The organism is Paenibacillus sp. J14, assembly GCF_000518465.1.
Classification (GTDB): domain Bacteria; phylum Bacillota; class Bacilli; order Paenibacillales; family Paenibacillaceae; genus Fontibacillus; species Fontibacillus barengoltzii.
Map to the genome: position 1 here is coordinate 13,153 of NZ_JADQ01000019.1, position 18,251 is coordinate 31,403.

Annotated in this window: 16 protein-coding genes; 11 read left to right on the plus strand and 5 right to left on the minus strand. The window is 48.1% G+C overall.

The window, feature by feature from the left end; genetic code table 11:
• Positions 1 to 177: 177 nt before the first annotated feature.
• The gene (locus M891_RS0109310) at positions 178 to 792 is read left to right on the plus strand and encodes a YjgB family protein (RefSeq protein ID WP_028538631.1); all 615 of its coding nucleotides are present in this window, start codon (positions 178 to 180) and stop codon (positions 790 to 792) included.
• 164 nt (positions 793 to 956) lie between these two features.
• Here the strand turns inward: M891_RS0109310 and M891_RS0109315 are convergent, their stop codons facing one another.
• Positions 957 to 1,331, minus strand: coding sequence for a hypothetical protein (locus M891_RS0109315; RefSeq protein WP_016310993.1), 375 nt, complete (start codon positions 1,329 to 1,331; stop codon positions 957 to 959).
• A 283-nt stretch (positions 1,332 to 1,614) separates the two neighbouring features.
• Here M891_RS0109315 and M891_RS0109320 point away from each other — a divergent pair, with 283 nt between their 5' ends.
• The 5 genes from M891_RS0109320 (at position 1,615) to M891_RS0109340 (ending at position 8,673) form a co-directional block, all read left to right on the plus strand.
• Positions 1,615 to 3,213, plus strand: a complete 1,599-nt coding sequence (locus M891_RS0109320) for a response regulator (protein WP_028538632.1) — start codon at positions 1,615 to 1,617, stop codon at positions 3,211 to 3,213.
• A gap of 40 nt (positions 3,214 to 3,253) precedes the next feature.
• Positions 3,254 to 4,993, plus strand: a complete 1,740-nt coding sequence (locus tag M891_RS0109325) for a sensor histidine kinase (RefSeq protein ID WP_028538633.1) — start codon at positions 3,254 to 3,256, stop codon at positions 4,991 to 4,993.
• A 209-nt stretch (positions 4,994 to 5,202) separates the two neighbouring features.
• Positions 5,203 to 6,855 (plus strand): extracellular solute-binding protein, encoded by a 1,653-nt coding sequence (locus M891_RS0109330; protein WP_036699895.1) that lies wholly within the window; start codon positions 5,203 to 5,205, stop codon positions 6,853 to 6,855.
• A 15-nt stretch (positions 6,856 to 6,870) separates the two neighbouring features.
• On the plus strand, positions 6,871 to 7,761 hold the full coding sequence (locus M891_RS0109335) for an ABC transporter permease (RefSeq protein ID WP_028538635.1): 891 nt from the start codon (positions 6,871 to 6,873) through the stop codon (positions 7,759 to 7,761).
• A 21-nt stretch (positions 7,762 to 7,782) separates the two neighbouring features.
• Complete coding sequence (locus tag M891_RS0109340; RefSeq protein ID WP_016310998.1) at positions 7,783 to 8,673, plus strand: carbohydrate ABC transporter permease; 891 nt, start codon at positions 7,783 to 7,785, stop codon at positions 8,671 to 8,673.
• Between the two features lie 81 nt (positions 8,674 to 8,754).
• Here M891_RS0109340 and M891_RS0109345 read toward each other — a convergent pair whose 3' ends face one another.
• Entirely contained in the window at positions 8,755 to 9,297 is a 543-nt protein-coding gene (locus tag M891_RS0109345; RefSeq protein ID WP_016310999.1) for a PadR family transcriptional regulator, read from the minus strand.
• Positions 9,294 to 10,139, minus strand: a complete 846-nt coding sequence (locus tag M891_RS0109350) for a sialate O-acetylesterase (RefSeq protein WP_016311000.1) — start codon at positions 10,137 to 10,139, stop codon at positions 9,294 to 9,296. The genes M891_RS0109345 and M891_RS0109350 overlap by 4 nt, the downstream gene beginning before the upstream one ends.
• A 91-nt stretch (positions 10,140 to 10,230) precedes the next feature.
• Here M891_RS0109350 and M891_RS25310 point away from each other — a divergent pair, with 91 nt between their 5' ends.
• Together M891_RS25310 and M891_RS0109360 are read left to right on the plus strand one after the other, a co-directional pair.
• Positions 10,231 to 10,407 (plus strand): hypothetical protein, encoded by a 177-nt coding sequence (locus M891_RS25310; protein ID WP_174844475.1) that lies wholly within the window; start codon positions 10,231 to 10,233, stop codon positions 10,405 to 10,407.
• A gap of 75 nt (positions 10,408 to 10,482) precedes the next feature.
• Positions 10,483 to 10,905 (plus strand): hypothetical protein, encoded by a 423-nt coding sequence (locus M891_RS0109360; RefSeq protein ID WP_028538636.1) that lies wholly within the window; start codon positions 10,483 to 10,485, stop codon positions 10,903 to 10,905.
• A gap of 61 nt (positions 10,906 to 10,966) precedes the next feature.
• On the opposite strand, the gene M891_RS0109365 is transcribed toward M891_RS0109360, so the two are convergent.
• Complete coding sequence (locus M891_RS0109365; protein WP_028538637.1) at positions 10,967 to 12,595, minus strand: helix-turn-helix domain-containing protein; 1,629 nt, start codon at positions 12,593 to 12,595, stop codon at positions 10,967 to 10,969.
• On the minus strand, positions 12,592 to 14,337 hold the full coding sequence (locus tag M891_RS0109370) for a sensor histidine kinase (RefSeq protein WP_028538638.1): 1,746 nt from the start codon (positions 14,335 to 14,337) through the stop codon (positions 12,592 to 12,594). The genes M891_RS0109365 and M891_RS0109370 overlap by 4 nt, the downstream gene beginning before the upstream one ends.
• Before the next feature lie 368 nt (positions 14,338 to 14,705).
• Between M891_RS0109370 and M891_RS0109375 the strand changes: the two genes are divergently transcribed.
• Genes M891_RS0109375 through M891_RS0109385 form a run of 3 tightly spaced genes read left to right on the plus strand, consistent with a single transcriptional unit; the run spans position 14,706 to position 18,239 of the window.
• Positions 14,706 to 15,629, plus strand: coding sequence for an ABC transporter permease (locus M891_RS0109375; RefSeq protein ID WP_028538639.1), 924 nt, complete (start codon positions 14,706 to 14,708; stop codon positions 15,627 to 15,629).
• 17 nt (positions 15,630 to 15,646) lie between these two features.
• Complete coding sequence (locus M891_RS0109380; protein WP_232228319.1) at positions 15,647 to 16,573, plus strand: carbohydrate ABC transporter permease; 927 nt, start codon at positions 15,647 to 15,649, stop codon at positions 16,571 to 16,573.
• A 46-nt stretch (positions 16,574 to 16,619) separates the two neighbouring features.
• The gene (locus M891_RS0109385) at positions 16,620 to 18,239 is read left to right on the plus strand and encodes an extracellular solute-binding protein (protein WP_028538641.1); all 1,620 of its coding nucleotides are present in this window, start codon (positions 16,620 to 16,622) and stop codon (positions 18,237 to 18,239) included.
• Positions 18,240 to 18,251: the final 12 nt, after the last annotated feature.

Sequence of the window (18,251 nt, forward strand, 5' to 3'; positions counted from 1 at the left end):
ATGGTCAGCATCGGTATGGAGGTCCTGGGAGCATAAGAGGGAATGGGTAAAGCATATTTGCAGCGAATATCATTTGGTTTCATCTCCTGTTACCAGCAACCTTTTACAGTTTCGTTTCGTTACAAGGGTGTAGCAAAAATCAGCATCCGAGGTGCTAGAAAACAGGAGGATGGTTTCATGAATAAATCTGCAAGAAAGAAAACGGCAGCCTTGTATATCGCAGGAGCTGCAGTACTCGGATTCATTGGGATCTCGAACAGCCTGCCGACTGTATCTGCGGCACCGCCAGCAAAGACTGCAACAGCGACGGAATCTAAAGCTTCACAGTCCGTGAACAGCTTTTTGAATAGCTTTTATAAGCCGGCCCTTAAAGGCCAATTCCCGGAAGATGAAGTCAAACCATTAAAAGCACCTACGCTTGGAAAAACCACACGTCAAGAGATCATTAAAGCTATTGGTGAGCCTGAGGAAGCGGGCACAGGGGCGAATGCCTTTGACTCATATCATGGTTCCATGGGACAACCTAGTCTTGCCTTTTCCTACAAGTCGAAGAAGCTTCAAGAAATGCGTTACTTTGGCACGGGAGTCGAGCGTCAACAGAATCTCGGCAGCATTACTCAAAAAATTTTGATGAAGCAATGGGGAATGCCCAACTCGACTTCTACCTTTAAAACGGGTAAACTCACCCAGAAAAAATTAGTGTACATCCGCGGGGATTACCAGCTGGAATTTATTTTTGACAGCAGCACGGACCTGAATCACATTAATTTGACCTACAAAGATGCGAAGTAAAAAAGCAACATAATACACAAATAAACGCCCCGGCCTAGAGCGATTCTTTAGGCCGGGGCGTTTCGCTATATTCGTTCATTTAAGGAGGAAAAACCATTCGGTGAAGGAACGCGGTGGCATGCTCACTTCTTCCGTTCTGCTTCCAACGATGAGCCTGTGATCCTTTATTGTCTAATAATCAGGATGTCTCTCGGAGGTCTTCCGGTACGCTGAATTTCAGCGATCTCTGCATTGGTCAGGTTGCGGCCAACGAGAACAAGTGAAGAAGTTACGTTGTTGAAGCCGAGGTTGCCCAGGTTGGCCACATTTTGACTGCCCCGGAATACCCGGATCGAACCTTGGAAGTTCGTTCCCGAGAACAATACCAGGGTGACGCGGTTGCTTTGCACAATATTTCTGAGCCGGAAGCTGGTCAGTGCATTATTAAATCTGAACGCTCCCAGATCGCGGACAGCGACCCCGCCGCGTCTGAAGAGAATCCGGCGGCCTGTAAAATTAGCACCTGACCATAATGCAAGACGTACATCGCGGTTTGCCAAAATCTATCACTCCTTTTCATAGGGATGATATATTCTATTTCCGTTTCTATGAATCGGTGTGGACAAGAGAGCAGGGTACTCGTTGGAATTTTGCGGGAATTTTTCGGGGACATATGCGGAAGCACAACCTAGCAAAAGTTGCCATCTTGATAGAGCGCAATATTTTGCAACTGCGGCACCATAATTACCATGGGAACTGTAATTTTTACCCATTAAGATAGAAATCAAGATGTAAATGCTTTCTAGTATCGCTATCGAGGAGGATTAGAGATGGAAATGAGTGATGATGATGTTCAAACTCCTGATTGTTGACGATGAGTTATTGATGCGCATGGGGATCCGTTCGATGGTTGAATGGGAGCAGCAGGGATTCTGTCTCGCCGGAGAAGCATCAAATGGGAAAGAAGCGCTGGAGCTGGCGAGAAGCGTTCAGCCTGACTTAATCATTACAGATATCAAGATGCCTCTAATGGACGGTTTGCAGTTGATCCGCGAAGCCCAAAGGGTGATTCCAGGCTGCAAATTCGTGATTCTAAGCTATTTTAATGAGTTTAGTTATGCGAAAGAAGCGATGCAACTGGGGGCTGTCGATTATCTGATCAAAAATGAGATTACGCCGGAGGGATTGGTTCAATTACTGGAGGGCGTTCGGCAGAAGCTGTTGGCCGAGAGGGCTTCATCCGGTGTAAACGAACCGGCGGTAAGTTATTTGGAAAGCCTTTCGTATCTTAAAGAAAATCTGTTCAAAGACTGGATCAGCGGGCTGCTGGAGGTCAATGAAGCGGTCATGAAATCTGAGCAGCTTCATGTCCGCGTTCGTTCCGCCGAATTGCGGGTGATAAAATTTCGTCTGGACCATTTTGAAAGGGTGCGTAAGAAGTACGTTGAGAAAGACGAGAAACTGCTGCGTTTTTCCATTCTTAATATTTTGGAAGAGATGATTCCGAGAAAGTGGGAGAAGGAGGTCGTCATTGAAAGCTCCTCCGATTATTTACTCATCATCAATACGGTTCAAAGTGAGTCCGAGCTTTCAGAGGTCCATCAATTATGCAGGGATATTCAACAAGCGATGAAGGATTTTATGAACGTCACGTTTTCTGTAGGTGTAAGTTCGATCATCCCAAGCTTAAAGTGCTTGAGAACGGCGTACCGCGAAGCGGATCAAGCCCTACAAAGCCGATTTTTTTGGGGAACCGGTCAAATTTTGATTTATGAAACCCCTAAAATGAACCATGGATCAAAGAAAAGGTCTGGTTTACCGTTGGAGGAATGGAAATCGGAATTTCGAAATGCATTAGAGAGTCGTAAGGAGGAGAAACTGGCAGACGCGCTCCTAGAGATACGGCGAAATCTAGTTGCTGAGGAGGCAAGCGAGCGCGAAATTCGGGAGTTCTATATGGGATTAGCCGAGATCATCAGCACCGAAGGTTTCTCCAAGTGCACGTGTCGGCTGCCACAGGTGGAAAGGCTGCCGTATGAAGCGGTATTGACCGCAGAGAGCTGGGATGAGATCCACCGTATAGTTCTGGAATATGCGAAGCAGTGCATCGCCACGGATTATCCGTTACCGGAGAGAAGCTATGCGGATCTGGCGGCTGATTTGATCCACCGAAATTATGCCGAAGAGATTTCGCTCATTAGCGTAGCCAATCAGATCAACGTCAATCCCTCGTATCTCAGTCGGGTCTTCAAGCAAGAAAAAGGTGAGAATTTCATTTCGTATTTGACCCGAGTGCGAATCGAACGCGCCAAATCGATATTAGAGAATCGAAGATATAAAATATCGGAAGTAGCCGAGAAGGTCGGGTATCGCAATTATCCGTATTTCAGCAAAATTTTCAAGAAATTTGTTGGTATGAGTCCTGAGGAATATCGCGGATAATCCCACCGACTTTACTTGGAAAGGGGCTCTGTGTGAATCGATGAGAAAGCGCTTACCATTCGTTAGCATTAAATCGAAAATCGTGATTATCTGTCTAACGGTCATCATCGTGCCGATCTTGGTGATGACGGTCATCTCCTATTTCTCTTCCCAAAATCAATTGGAACGAAAGTATACGGAATTATTGATGGAAGTCGCCAAACAGACGAATATCCGCATTGACGAGTATTTTAAGGAAATTGAGAAGATTTCGCTGGTAACGACTTTTGGAATGAACAACCCGGATCATCCCACAGAGAAAATTTACCCGATCCAAGAGTTTCTTCGAGACGACAGCGAACAGAACAAAAATGAAGTCTATGGCATGCTGATGAACTACATCATGATGAAAGATCAAGAAATCTCCATCTATGTATACAATCTAAACGGCGGGCAGGATCTGATTGTTGGTACCAATCAGCCTTATAACTACCGTTATCGTCCGACCCAAGAAGAGTGGTTTCAATCTTTTCAAGTTTCCACCAGTAAAATGATGATCCTTGATACTCACATCGACAGACAGACTCAAAACAACACCTTGGCCATCTCGCATGTTCGCAAGATCTTGGATACGGACAGCGGGACTCTGCTTGGCTTCATGGTCGTTAGTATTGATCTCGACGTCATTGAGATTGCCAGCAATCGGCTGCAAGAGTCGTTGCGGAAGCGATTCACCATTGTGGACGAATCGGACAACATCATATATAACAATGATTTTTCGTTAATTGGTCAGAAATTTTCAGAGACGATTCGGCCTAACCGGACGGATCATCTTATGGTCGCCAGCCGATTTGAACGTCAACGCTGGACGACCTATCTCTATATGCCGAAGAAAGAGCTCTCGGCGGAGGGAAATCTATTACGACACAACCTATACTTGCTGGCTACGCTGATGTTAATCTTCCTCGCGATCGTTTCCATTCTATTATCTACTGTGATTACACATCCCCTAAAAAAACTGATGAGAAATATCCTGCTGGTCGAGAAGGGGCAATTTGATCAGGTGCAAGAGATTCGTTCTCATGACGAAATCGGACATCTATCTACTCGGTTTCAAAGAATGTCGCATGAATTAAAACGGCTTGTCGAACGGATCCAACAAGAGGAGAAGGACAAGGCTACCGCCGAAATCCGCGCGTTGCAGTCCCAGATCAATCCTCATTTTCTATACAATACCTTGGGATCTGTGAAATGGATTGCCTCCATGCAGCAAGCGAACAAAATCGTGGAGATGACGGATGCGCTTATCGAGATGCTGTTTTATGCCGCTCGTTCCGAAGACGCATTGGTTACGGTTCGCCAGGAACTGGATAACCTGCGCAATTATATGATCATCCAGAAAGTACGCTACTACAACCGAATACGACTGGAAATCCAAGCGGACGAGGATACCCTCGATGAACGCATTCCAAAGCTGATTCTTCAGCCGTTGGTGGAGAATGCGATTTTCCACGGGTTGGCATGGAAAGAGGAGAGCGGTACGATCACGATCAACGTCGAGCGTTCGGGCAACGATATCTCGATCACCATTCAAGATAATGGCGTCGGTATGGACGATGAAACCCTCCATTCTCTTACCGATTCACTGGCCTATGCGGAGAAGGGGGAAGCCCAAAATATTGGACTTTATAATGTGATGCGGCGTCTTAAGCTTCATTATGGAGAGAATCATGGATTTGAGTTGAAGAGCAAGTGGGGGGAAGGCACCACCATCCGCATGGTTCTTCCGAATTTAACGTAAGATCTAGCCTCCATGACTGCGGGTTAGGCGGAATAACACTTTTTTTACTTTGCTTATATCATTTTTACTTCTTTCAAAATCCTTGGGTGATTCTGCGCACAAGACGTAAAGAATCTAACATCAAATCGTCATTTTCGTTGATTTCTTGCGGCCTGACGCTTCTTCTACAATATAGGCGAAAGTATTCCATACTCATGAGGGGGGCAAGTATGAACAGAAAGCTAGTTTCCGTTTTATTATCCTTATCCTTATCCTTTGTTCTTGTACTGGTATCGGCCTGCAGTAATTCTACAAATTCGAGTCAACCTGCTGTCAATGGAGAAGAACCTAAACAGGCAACAAATGAAAAAGGAGAAGTCGATTATGCGTTTGGCTCCTACGAAGAAACGGTCACCCTTCATACCGTTCGTGCCGAATATGCTTCTGCGCAATTTCCTGATGGCGATGATATGACCAAGAACATCTGGACGCGAGCGTATAAAGAGCGCTTCAATATTGACGTCGTAACGGATTGGGTAACCGACGAGTATGATACGAAATTAAATTTGGCGATATCCTCCAAGAAGCTTCCCGATGTGTTCCATGTCAATCCGACTCAATTGCAGCAATTGATTAAGGCGGATATGATCATGGATCTAACCGAAGTGTTCAATAAGTATGCCTCGGATCGTGTAAAAAGCTATATGGAAGCCGATCGCTCCAGTTATGAATCGGGAATGAAAGACGGCAAATTATACGGGATTCCTCAGATGCATTGGGGGATCATTGATCAGCCGGATTACATCTGGATTCGCAATGACTGGAAAGAAGAACTTGGTTTGCCGGACCCGAAGACGATCGACGACCTTAAGAATATCGCGCTTAAATTTAAAGAAGCCTATGGCGGATTCGGCATGGCCGTGGATCAGACGCTCGATTATTTGAATCTTCTGGCCGTCGGTTGGGGGGCTCACCCGGATATGTGGATCCCGGGCGAAGACGGGAAACTGGTATACGGAACGATTCAACCCGAGATGAAGAACGCCCTGGCCGATTGGGCGGAATGGTACAAACTGGGCATCATTGATCCGGAATTCGCCATTAAAGACTTTAGCGCTATGAACGCAGGTGTGGTGTCAGGCAAGGCAGGCATCCAACCTTATTATCAATGGTGGGGATATAACCCTGGTGTAGACGTCGTCACCAACTTGGGCAAAGAGGCGGTATTTTATCCGTACAATATTCCAACCGTCGACGGGAAGCCAGCCGCGCATTCCATTTTCTTTGCCAACGGAGTTTATACGGTAGTTAATAAGAACTGCAAAAATCCCGAAGCGGTTATCAAATTACTCAATTTCTATGCCTACATGCTGGATGAAGGAGCACAGAATGAGGATCCCGAAACCTTATCTGCCTTTTTGGATAATGATATTGCTCACGTTACCGGGGCATTCAAAATTATTAACCCGGAAACCGACTATACCCAGTTCGAGCATGTGAGTGAAGCGCTGAAAACCAACGACACGAGCAAATTCACGACAAGCGGGATGTGGCAGAAGTATAACAACAGCGTAGAGTTCAAGAAAAACGGAACTCCAGCGGCTACAGGTGATTATCTTCAACAAGGCAGCCCGAAGCCAGCGTACGGTCTTGCCAAGTCTATTCTTGACAACGAACAATATATCAAGACCGCGTTGTGGGGCGCTCCGCCCGAGGTGCTCGTCAAGTATGGATCGACCTTGGATGACATCCTCACGGAAGGCTTTACCAAAATTATCATGGGTGCAGAAAGCATTGATTATTTCGATAAGGTAGTTGAAAACTGGCGGACAGCCGGCGGTAACGAAGTAACTGAGGCCGTTAACGAAATGTACGGGCAATGAACGGAGGATCAAATCATGCTCAACAAATTATGGCGTCAGCGAGCCTTCCATCTCATGCTCATCCCGGGAGTGGTTCTGGTTTTTATTTTCAGCTATCTTCCCTTTTACGGATTAATTATTTCCTTTCAGGACTATAATCCTGGGCTAGGTTTCAACTCCCCCTGGGTCGGCATGGAGAATTTTCACCACGTCTTTCAACAGCCGAATTTTATAAGAACGATCTGGAATACCCTGTACATGTCCATCTTCAAAATTATCGGCGGCATTGTCGTCCCCGTCATCTTTGCATTGCTGCTGAATGAAGTAGCTCATACGTTTATTAAACGAACGTTTCAAACGTTGGTTTATTTGCCGAACTTCCTGTCGTGGGTGATCATGGCGGGTATCATGATTGACATTCTGAGCTCGGAAGGGATTGTCAATTCGTTTCTCGGCTTATTCGGGGTGGGCCCTATCTCTTTTCTAGGTAGTCCCTCCATCTTTCCTTGGACCATGATTGTGACGGATATCTGGAAGGGATTTGGGTTTGGAACCGTCGTTTATTTAGCGGCCTTAACAAGCATTGACCCTGGTTTGTACGAGGCTGCGGTCATGGATGGAGCGAGACGCTGGAAGCAAACGCTCTATATCACCTTGCCGTTGCTTGCTCCTACCATCGTGCTCATGTCCGTATTATCCCTGAGTAATGTACTGAACGCAGGGTTTGACCAGATATTTAACCTGTATTCCCCGGCTGTTTATGAATCCGGTGACATTATCGACACTTATGTATATCGCCTCGGAATCCAGCAAGCGCAATATTCCGTGGGAACCGCAGTAGGTTTATTTAAATCGGTTGTTTCCTGCGTGATGGTCGCCTTGTCCTATTTCTTGGCGGATCGGGTTGCCGGCTATCGAATCTTTTAGCGGGGAAAAGGAGGCTATTCGATGATATTAGACCGCAGTCCGGGACGTAGGCTGTTTCAAGCGGTAAACTACGTGATCCTCATATTAACATCGCTGCTTTGTATTCTGCCCTTCGTGAACCTGCTTGCCGTCTCTTTCAGCGGCAGTGCTGCTGTCTCGGCGGGGGAAGTCGCCTTTTGGCCGGTTGATTTCAATACAAAGGCTTATGCGTTTGCGATCAAAGGCGGGGAGTTTTTTCAAGCCTTATGGGTATCTGTCCAGCGCGTCCTATTAGGGACGCTTGTGAATCTTGTATTAATGGTGCTTACCGCTTACCCTCTGTCCAAATCCAAAGAGAAAGTAGCGGGGCGCGGGCTCTATATGGGATTTTTCGTGATCACCATGCTGTTTAACGGAGGGCTTATTCCGAATTATCTGATCGTTGTCAAAGCGGGGCTGATCGATTCCATTTGGTCTTTAATTCTGCCGGGGGCGCTTCCAGTTTTCAGCATGATTATATTAATGAACTTCATTCGGGGCTTGCCGGAAGAGATCGAGGAATCGGCCACTATCGATGGGGCGGGGCCTTTGCAAATTCTGATTCGAATTCTAATGCCAGTCTTAAAGCCGGCGCTGGCCACCGTCGGATTATTTAGCATCGTCGGTCATTGGAACTCTTGGTTCGACGGCATCATCTATATGAACGACACCGCCAATTACCCTCTGCAAAGCTATTTACAGACGCTGTTGCTGAATTTCGAGCAAATTATGCAGCGATCCAACAACGATTATACACAGCTCTTGGCGATGATGAATGTAAGAACGGGACGCGCCGCTCAACTCTTCCTGGGAGCACTTCCTATTTTGGCCGTTTATCCTTTCTTACAGAAATACTTTACGAGCGGCCTTGTCCTCGGCAGTGTGAAGGCATGATGAACAAGGGGGAGCGTTCGTCAATCTAGACAGTATCGACGAGGAATGTTCAAGAACCCCAGAGGCTCAGATGAAAGTCATCTAAGCCCTTGGGGTTCTTGTTATTTCTGTTTTTAATCGTTCAAACCATTCCAGGTTAACCAAGTGATGGGCTCGGGAGTTTTCGTTCATGAGGCGGAAGTAATCGAGAGTGCCCGGAATCTCCTGCGTACTGGACAGGTATTCATCCAAAAGTGCAATTCGGGATTTGGTCTGATCGATTTGCGACTGGATCAGCTCTAGCAGCTTGTCTTTGTCATATTCATCAGCAAACAGAAGCGCTCCATAAAATTGCAGGTTCACATACTCCGATTTGGTGCCGTATTGGACCATTAACTTTTCGAACTCTGCCCTTCCGGAGGGGGTGATTTTGTAGTTTCGCGTTTCGCGTCTGCTGGTTGTGGACTCTTGCTGGATCTGTTCAATCCAACCTTTCTCTTCAAGCTGCTGCAGATTGTAATAAAACGACCCCTTGGTGAAATTAACGATGTACTTGTAATGGCGTTGTTCCATGAGGGCTAGCAGCTCGTAGCCGTGAGCGCCGGGATTCTGGATCAGTAAGCCAAGGATCAGTAAGGGGATCAAGGCATCATCACCTTCGCCATCCTAGCTTCGAATTCTGCGTAGGTGATTTTACCCAATGCCAAATCCATGCTATGGAGGTAAATCAGTTCGTTTTTTGAATAGTTACGCTCCACGTTCAGCGACTGTTCTTCTCCCGGAAGGGGCTCCAGGACATGACGTTTTTTCGAAAAAGCCTCAAAATACCGGTAGCCAAATTTACGCTGCGAAACCGCATCGATATGAATCCCATCCGGATTCGCGGTTAATTCCGCTGCCGTTACAAAATAACAATTTGGATGCGTGTTGGCATAACGCTGTAATTGCTCATTAACTTGTTGATATTCCGTCGCGTGCTGTCCAAACCCGGTTTTTCCTAAGAAATCCCCAAGCCCGCCAAGGATCAGCGGCACTTCATCATCCAGATTTAACTCGTTTCTCAAGGTCTCAATGATCAAGGCGAATTTCTCGTAGTAGGTTTCATGAAGTGAACCATAACTATCACTTTCTCCCTGATGCCAAAGAATCCCGCAGATTTGACTGGACTGCTGAGCGAAGCGGGCTTCGGATAAGGCATGCTGAAACAGGGTACCTTCCGGATGCCAATCCTTTAAGGAGCTGCCTCCTTCCGCACAAGGAATCAACCCGATTTCCTCATCGGGATGTGCCTTTGACCAGGCATCAGCAAAGGATGCCGCCAAGCTAACGCCAGAGACCGGACGGTCGTAATTGATCGGCTCCGTCATCATCTGCCACTGCCCGTTGCGCAGCATTTTGATTTTCTCATTATAGATCGGATCGACTTCATGCAAAAATCCACGACCCGCCATATTCGACTGACCTAACATTAAAAATGACTTGATCATCAGCTTAACTCCTTTATCTCGACTCAATAGTCTAATTAGACTATTGTTAGCTTATAACAGACTTGGGCAATAGTCAAATGAATGCGGGATGATGAAGGTCTGTTCTGCAATTGGCATTAAGAGCTTGCCTTTTTTCTCGGTGAAGACCAAGTCCTCCCATGCTTCATCAGACAACTTCTCCATTTACGGAAAATATGTCTATCTGGAGAACGGGGATTGCAACCATAGCATTACAGATACGGGCGCGCTGGAGCGGTTCTTGCTTTAGGTTGGAAAATAAAATCGAAGCAAATCTGAGGCGGGTTGAATGATTCAGTAATATGCTTTGAGGGAGGCACTCTCAATGAAAAAAGCACTAAAACTCTTCCTGATGTTTTCCGTGATCTTACTTTGCTTGGTTCAACCTGTATCGGCTGCGACCAGCACGGTGAAGCTCAAGGTGACGCTCGTCCGCGTGGAACTGGTGGAAAACAGTCACGTGGGTAACGAGTGGTATACCACGGCATTGGTGAATGGCAAAGAGATCGAAGAAGGCTCAAGTGTTACTTTGAAACTTAAATCATCGGAGAGCCTAAAGTTAAAGGCGTATGCGGAAGAGCAGGACAAAATCCCCGAGAGCGGCTCGGCTAACGCAACGGTGAAAGTGTCCTCGGTGACCAAGGACATCACCAAGTCACTTAAGGTAAAGGTCACCGAAAATCGAGGCCGATATTCCGGGAATACAGCGGAATGGAAATTTACGTTTAAGGTGCAAAAGTCAAAATAAATCAAGGAGAAGGGCCTATCCAACAGTCGGAAAGGCCCTTCTTCCTGCGCTTGGCGTGCCATCAAGCCCGCTCCGCCACCCGCCATCGCTCCGCGCTGCGCGGGTTCTTCTTGTAATCGTTGGGCGTGACGCCGACCTCTTGCTTGAACAGCTTGGAGAAGTAGGAGTAGTTGGCATAGCCAACTTGGTTGGCGACAGCGTACACGGACAGTTTGGTCGTTTCGAGCAGCTGCTTGGCGACGGAGATCCGGACTCGGATGATGTAACTGCCCAGCGAAATCCCCGTTTCTTTCTTGAATAAACGGGCGAGGTAATCCGGGTTGAGGTAGACAACCTCCGCGAGATCGTTCCGGGTCAGCTCATCTCCGTAATGGGCGTGGATGTACTGCTTGATCTCTTCAGCAACGGATTTCGGTTCCGCCGCAAAATCCCGATAAGCCATGGCTGTATTCACCAAGTAAGTGACATACTCCTGCATGTCTTCGATCGAATGGAGTGACTGCGCCAACAGCTGCTCATTGGCCCGTGCCGCATATAATTTGTGCGCTTCGATTCCTTTTAACTTTAAGAAGGCGTAGACAAGTTGCACAATATCCAGACGGAACAAGGCGAGGCTGGAAGTGTCCAGCGTTTTGCGGTCCAAGCAGTCGCGAAGGTATCTCGCCGTCTCGGCAAGGAACGAAGCCGAATCGTTCTGATGAAGCAGCTCCTCCAGACGGGTCAGGTTCGGGGGATGATATACTGGTTGCTTTTTCAAATCATCGCGCTCTGCCCAATAGGTTCGGTTGCGGGTTTTGGTTAAGCTCTCGTTCATCATCAGCAGCTGGTGCAGCGCGTGGCCAATTCGTTCCAGCTGATCGGAGAGGCCCACTAAGCAGCAAGCATCACAATGCAAATAGGCGTTGGCTCGGCGAATCCCTTCAGAGCACAATTCCGCAAGTACGCTGGGGTTCGGCGGAGCATTCCACTTGAGGATAGCCATCCATTGATGCTCTTTCACCTCCAGGATCGTCTCGGCGGTAAACTGCGAATGATGCAGCAGCTCGCTCATTACATTCCCAAGGGCAAAATCGAACAGTCCTTTTTCCTCCCGCCCCAAGCTGCCGCTATATGGGAATACGTGAATCAGCACCGGCTGGAGGATATCGGACGGAAGGTAGGCAAGCTGCTGATCTTCCACCGCCTGAATCACCGCTGCCGGCTTAAGTGGGGCGGTAAGGCTTGCGCTCACCAGCTTACGCCAGAAATATTCCAAGAGATTGGCCTGATTTCGCTGCCACAGTACCCCTTCTTGCATCGCCTTCTCCCGCTGCTGCTGTTCCTCGGCTCGGGCGATCGCCTTACGAAGGATCAGCATCAGCTTATCGAACTCGATGGGCTTCAAGAAGTACTCGAAGCTCTGCAGCTCAATCGCTTTCTGCGCATAATTGAAATCCGCATAGTTCGTCAGGAAGATCGCTTGAACGTTGTAATTCTCTTCCCGAATCCAGGCGAGCAGCTCCAGCCCGCTCCCCTGCGGCATCTCGATGTCAGAGATCAGGATTTGTATCGGGTACTGTTGCAGGATGTCGCGAGCCAGGGCGACGTTGTTTGCGGTATAGAGCTTATCAATGCCCAGCGCCTTCCATTCGATTTTCTTCTCTAAAGCAGCGACAACATAAACATCGTCATCCACAACTAATGCGTTCATACTGCCACGCTCCTGTTCATCCCAACTTCTGCTGGGAGGGATAAGATCACACATGCACCGCCGTTCTCCCGATTGGAGAACGATACGACTGCATCCCCGTTGTAGAGAGACTCCAAACGCTTCAGCGTATTCATGATTCCGATATGGTTGCCAGCGGATTGATCCAAGGGGGTGCCGTTCTGCAGACACTCCAGAATTTCCGGTGGAAATCCGGGCCCGGTATCGGTAATTAGGATCGTCATGCGATCCTCGCTCCTCGCACGCTCCCATCGCACCGAGAGCGCGATGTGTACTTGTGAAATCCGGGACACCGCATATTTAACGGCATTTTCCACAAAAGTCTGCAGGACGAGCGGCGGGATTCGCACCTCCTCAGCCCAATCTTCCTCCGCATCGATCGAATAGACCAGTGCATCAGGATAGCGGTGCTTCTGAATATCTAGATAAATCCGCACATGCTCAATTTCGTCTCTTAACTTTACGAAATTCCCGTTGTTCTGAAAGATGTAACGGAAATACCGCGAGGTGGACAAAGCCATCTGCTCGATTTCCCGGTACAGCTGCATTTGCGCCATGCTATAAATATTCGTCAGACAATTCAGGAAAAAATGCGGATTAATCTGCAGCTTCATATAATCCAATTGGATTCGCTGCTTCTCCAGTTCCCGTTCGTACAAGTCGATTTTAAATTTCTTGATCTGGTCGACCAGGTTCATAAATTGCTTATTGGCTCTTTCCAGCTCGACGATCTTACTGCTCTCGAAGGCCAGCACCTCCCCTTCCTCCGTCCAAAACGCCAGATTATAGGAGAAGCTCTTGATCGGTAGAAGGACTTTGTTGCGGAAATAGAGCAGGATGAATCCCAGGCTGCAGGTGATCATGACCGCGAGCAGAAGAATTAGCAGCTGGGCGATCATGATTTTCTCGAAGGTTCCAAACTGGATGACCAGCTTGACGTGAAAAGTCGCGTCCGTGAACTCCCCATTCACCGTCGTTCCGCCCTTGAATAAGTTCTGAAAAAATGAGGAGCGTCGATCCTCATCCATCCATGCGCCGTTATTGGAGATGGGGCTGGTTAAGGCCTGACCGCGATCATCCACCAGGGAGACATACCCGTTCTTGCCGAGATTCAGTTCACGTAAAGGACGAATCAGTTGATCTGCTGACACCAGGCTGATCATGTAGCTGTCGTGATACGGGACGATGTTGGTAATATAGTGCCTGCCGTTAATTTCAACGGGAGTCCACTTGGAGTAAATTTTCTCGTAAACGTCCCGGCCCGCTTCTACGTTGGCAACAACCTGTTCCTTTAGCTCCAAGTAATCTGAATACGGGATGCTGATTGGCGCGCAGTTAAGGAAGAAATCCTGGTTCTTTAAATACACGAAGAAATTGTATTCCTGGCCGTAGTTTTTTTGCAGCTCATTAAAACGTTTGTGCAGATTTTCATTCCCCTCAAAAAACGCCACGCTGTTCATCGGATGATCGTTCATCGCCTGCAAGTTCTCATCGTTCGCCAACGTCCAGCCCGTATAGTGGTTAATATAAGCGAAATCATGGTTGATCCGGTTGATGTACAAATCCGCCGTATCTTGCAGAAACCGCGTGGATTGCTGCTTGACGATCGATACTGCCGATAAGCTGATCACGAAATCCAGGATCAGGACGATGAAGGAGATCAGAAACATGATGTTCACGTAGTGCCGAATTGGATATTGTTTGTTTTTCGCTCTTTTGACCATGTTCCCCTCGCCTCTTCCTGCCGGAACTAGCTTGTTCTGACTGATGTGAAAACATCCATGAATGCGCTGTCATTGGTGTTAACCCTATTATAATTCCTTCCTATAGAAAAAGAAGACCGAATCCATCCCACGACATCGGAAAGTCCGGAAAGCGTCAAATCAAGTCCGGATTCTGATATTCCCTTCTGCTGCTTATTGAGGGGACAAGCTTCAAAATCACGAGAGCCTATGAACAGAAGTCCGTTTACTGCCGACTTGGAGTCCGATAAACGCCCCGGCCCAGCGCTATACTCAAGACATGAAAGCCGCCGTGTAGGCGGAAGGCATGCCTAGGGAGTTTAGACAATCAAGAAGAAGGAGGGGATGAAATGAAATCCGGCGCAGTGAGCCTAAGGCGAACGCTTGGACAAATCAAAAGAAATCGGGGACTTTACCTGCTGCTGTTGCCTGCGGTGGTGCTGACGCTGTTATTCGCGTACAAACCGATGTACGGCGTGGCCATTGCGTTCAAGGATTACAGCCCGGCGCTGGGCATTGGCGGCAGTCCTTGGGTAGGGTTTAAGCATTTTGAGAAATTTTTTCACTCATATCAATTTAAGGCGACGATTCGGAACACCATCATCATCAGCTTATACAGTATCGCCACGTTTCCAATTCCAATTGTGTTGGCGTTGATGGTGAATCAGATGCGGGCAAACCGGTTCCGCCGTTTCTTTCAGACCGTTTCGTATATGCCGCATTTCATTTCTACCGTTGTAATGGTAGGGTTGATCCTGATTCTGCTCTCCCCGAGTACTGGCCTAGTGGGGAATCTCTACAAGCTGTTCGGAGGAGAAGCCCCCGACATCATTGGCTCTGCCGCCTGGTTCAGCAGCATCTACGTCTGGTCGGATGTGTGGCAGCATGTGGGATGGGACAGCATCATTTACATCGCCGCATTGTCTACAGTGGACCCCAGCTTGTACGAGGCAGCAACCGTTGACGGAGCCAGCCGCTGGCACAAAATCCGTTACATCGATATTCCGATGCTGATGCCGACGGCAATAACGCTGCTCATTTTGCGGGTTGGCGGCCTGCTGGGAGTTGGGTTCGAGAAGGTCTACCTGATGCAGAATGACTTGAATATTACCGCAAGCGAAATTCTCTCTACGTACATTTACAAGATCGGCCTGCTAAGCAGCCAGTACAGCTTCTCCTCGGCGGTCAACCTGTTTAACACGCTGATTAACTTCCTGCTGCTGATTCTAGTGAACCAGATCTCTAAGAAATACAGTGAGAACAGCCTGTGGTAGGAAAGGGGGAGAAAGAGATGAAAATGGAGACAGCCCATTCTGTATCCAGTCCAGCCGTGCAGCCCATCAACAATCGGTCTTCCGACAAAGTGATGGAAGTGCTGCTCTATGTTTTTGCGGTGCTGTTTCTGATTGTGATCATTTATCCGCTTTATTTTATCGTGATTGCTTCCTTCAGCGATCCTTCAGCAGTGGCGAACGGGCAGGTGTGGTTTTTTCCCAAGGGGTTTACTCTGGATGGCTATAAGGAGCTGCTGAAGCACGATAATATTTGGATTGGCTACAGAAACACGATATTGTATACGGTAGTAGGCACGGCTATTGGCCTGATCGTGAACGTGTCGGCGGCGTACGCGCTGTCGCGGAAGGATTTGATCGGACGAAAATTCCTTTCTTTATTTTTCATCTTTACGATGTTTTTCAGCGGCGGGTTGATCCCGACCTTCCTGACGATTCGGGATTTCCATCTATACGATACATTTCTAGTGATGGTCCTGCCGTTTTCCGTGGTTGTGTACGATATCATCGTGGCAAGGACGTTCTTTCAATCAAGCATTCCTGAGGATTTGTGGGAGGCGGCGCAAATGGACGGCTGCGGAAACCTCCGATATTTCGCCCAAATTGTGCTGCCCCTGTCCAAGGCGATCATTGCCGTCCTGGGGTTATGGATCGCAGTGGGTTACTGGAACTCTTACTTCAATGCTTTGATTTATTTAAAAAATCCAGACCTGCACCCCCTGCAGCTTATCCTGCGTAACATCCTGATCACCAACCAGATGCAGTCCGGCATGGGAACCGGAGAAGCGGCGCAAATCGCGCTTCGGCTCGCCAATTTGATGCGATACTCCGTCATTATTATCGCTACCGTCCCGATCATGTGCGTATATCCCTTCCTGCAGAAGTATTTCAATCAGGGGGTGATGATCGGCGCGGTCAAGAGCTAGATGGACACGTAAGGCATGGTACAATCTAAGAATGGGGGAACGAGCAATGAGCAAACATTCTGGTAAATTATTAGTCAAAAAATGGACCTCGCTTATACTTGCGGGAACGCTTGCTTTTAGCCTCGCGGGGTGCGGCGGCGGTAAATCTGCGGATTCCAGAAGTCCGGCGCCAAGCGATACGAGCCTTTTTAATAAAGAGGGGCTGCCGATTGTCAATGAACCGGTCACGCTGAAAGTGTTAACGATGCGTTGGGGAAACATGGGCGATACGTTTACCCAGAATCAGTGGCTGAAGGATTTGGAGAAGAGTACGAACGTCAAAATTGAATGGCAGGTCGTATCCTCCAACGATTGGAACGAACAAAAGTCGATTATGCTGGCCAGCGGTACGCTGCCGGATATTATTTTGGGCGACCAGACGTTCTCCGACTCCGATATCGTGAATAACTTAAGTTACTTTCGTCCACTGGACGAGTACATTGATCAATACATGCCGAACCTCAAAGCCGCAATGGCCGAGACACCGGAGCTGAAGAAGATCAGTACGTTCCCGGATGGCAAAATCTATTCCTTGCCAACCCGGTTGCCGTCGCGTCCAAAAACGAAAAACCAGCCGGTCATCAACAAGGCTTGGCTGGATAAATTGGGACTCCAAGTGCCGGACACGATTGATGATCTATACAACGTGTTGAAAGCGTTTAAGGAGCAGGATCCGAACGGCAACGGGAAGGCGGACGAAATTCCGTATACCGAAACAGGGTTGTCTCCGGATTTCCTGAATCCTTTTGGCATTACTGATATCAACGCCACTAATATGCTGGTGAAGGACGGTAAACCGGTGTTCTATCCAACCAGCGAGGAGTACAAGGAAGGCTTGAAATATGCCCATAAGCTGTATGCGGAAGGCCTGATCGACAAAGAGCTGTTCACTCAGGATGCGACGATGACGTCGGCGAAACAGCAAAATGCGGATGCTCCGATTGTTGGATTTACGAACCAATGGACGCCGGATGCGGTATTTGGCAAATGGAGTGATCAGTATATCGCCATTCCGCCGATTGCAGGTCCCGACGGGAAGCGGTACAATCCGGGGAATCCCAACGGCATGAGCTTTAACCGTAACGAGCTGTTGATTACGACTTCCTGCAAATATCCGGAAGTGGCCGCCCGTTGGGCTGATCAGTTCTATATGAACGAAGCGAGCATCCAGAACTTCTGGGGTGCGATCGGTACGGTCATTCAGAAGAATGACGATGGGACCTATACTTTGATGGATCCACCGGCCGGAACCAGTGCAGATGCCTGGTACTGGGAGCAATCGCTGCGGGATTTTGGACCGAAATACGTCAGCCCTTCCTTCGAGAAGAACATTGTTCTTAACCCGAAAGCGGGCGACGGCTTGAAGCTGGAGATCGACAAAATGGGCAGCGAATACGTGACTACGCCATTCCCGAATGTGATGTATACGGCTGAAGAGTTCCAGGAGCTCCCAACCCTAACTACGGATATCGATACCTATGTATCAACGATGCGCGCCCAGTGGGTAACCAAAGGCGGCATCGACGAAGGCTGGGATGCTTACGTGAAGCAGCTGAACGCCATGGGCTTGGAGAAGCTGCTGAAAATCCGCACCGACGCCTACGACCGTTATATGAGCGTGAATTAACATCTTATCGCT

Coding starts and splice junctions, on each gene's coding strand:
- M891_RS0109310 (WP_028538631.1), top strand. CDS start 178: ATGAATAAATCTGCAAGAAAGAAAACGGCAGCCTTGTATATCGCAGGA.
- M891_RS0109320 (WP_028538632.1), top strand. CDS start 1,615: ATGATGATGTTCAAACTCCTGATTGTTGACGATGAGTTATTGATGCGC.
- M891_RS0109325 (WP_028538633.1), top strand. CDS start 3,254: ATGAGAAAGCGCTTACCATTCGTTAGCATTAAATCGAAAATCGTGATT.
- M891_RS0109330 (WP_036699895.1), top strand. CDS start 5,203: ATGAACAGAAAGCTAGTTTCCGTTTTATTATCCTTATCCTTATCCTTT.
- M891_RS0109335 (WP_028538635.1), top strand. CDS start 6,871: ATGCTCAACAAATTATGGCGTCAGCGAGCCTTCCATCTCATGCTCATC.
- M891_RS0109340 (WP_016310998.1), top strand. CDS start 7,783: ATGATATTAGACCGCAGTCCGGGACGTAGGCTGTTTCAAGCGGTAAAC.
- M891_RS0109350 (WP_016311000.1), bottom strand. CDS start 10,139: ATGATCAAGTCATTTTTAATGTTAGGTCAGTCGAATATGGCGGGTCGT.
- M891_RS25310 (WP_174844475.1), top strand. CDS start 10,231: ATGAAGGTCTGTTCTGCAATTGGCATTAAGAGCTTGCCTTTTTTCTCG.
- M891_RS0109360 (WP_028538636.1), top strand. CDS start 10,483: ATGAAAAAAGCACTAAAACTCTTCCTGATGTTTTCCGTGATCTTACTT.
- M891_RS0109365 (WP_028538637.1), bottom strand. CDS start 12,595: ATGAACGCATTAGTTGTGGATGACGATGTTTATGTTGTCGCTGCTTTA.
- M891_RS0109370 (WP_028538638.1), bottom strand. CDS start 14,337: ATGGTCAAAAGAGCGAAAAACAAACAATATCCAATTCGGCACTACGTG.
- M891_RS0109375 (WP_028538639.1), top strand. CDS start 14,706: ATGAAATCCGGCGCAGTGAGCCTAAGGCGAACGCTTGGACAAATCAAA.
- M891_RS0109380 (WP_232228319.1), top strand. CDS start 15,647: ATGAAAATGGAGACAGCCCATTCTGTATCCAGTCCAGCCGTGCAGCCC.
- M891_RS0109385 (WP_028538641.1), top strand. CDS start 16,620: ATGAGCAAACATTCTGGTAAATTATTAGTCAAAAAATGGACCTCGCTT.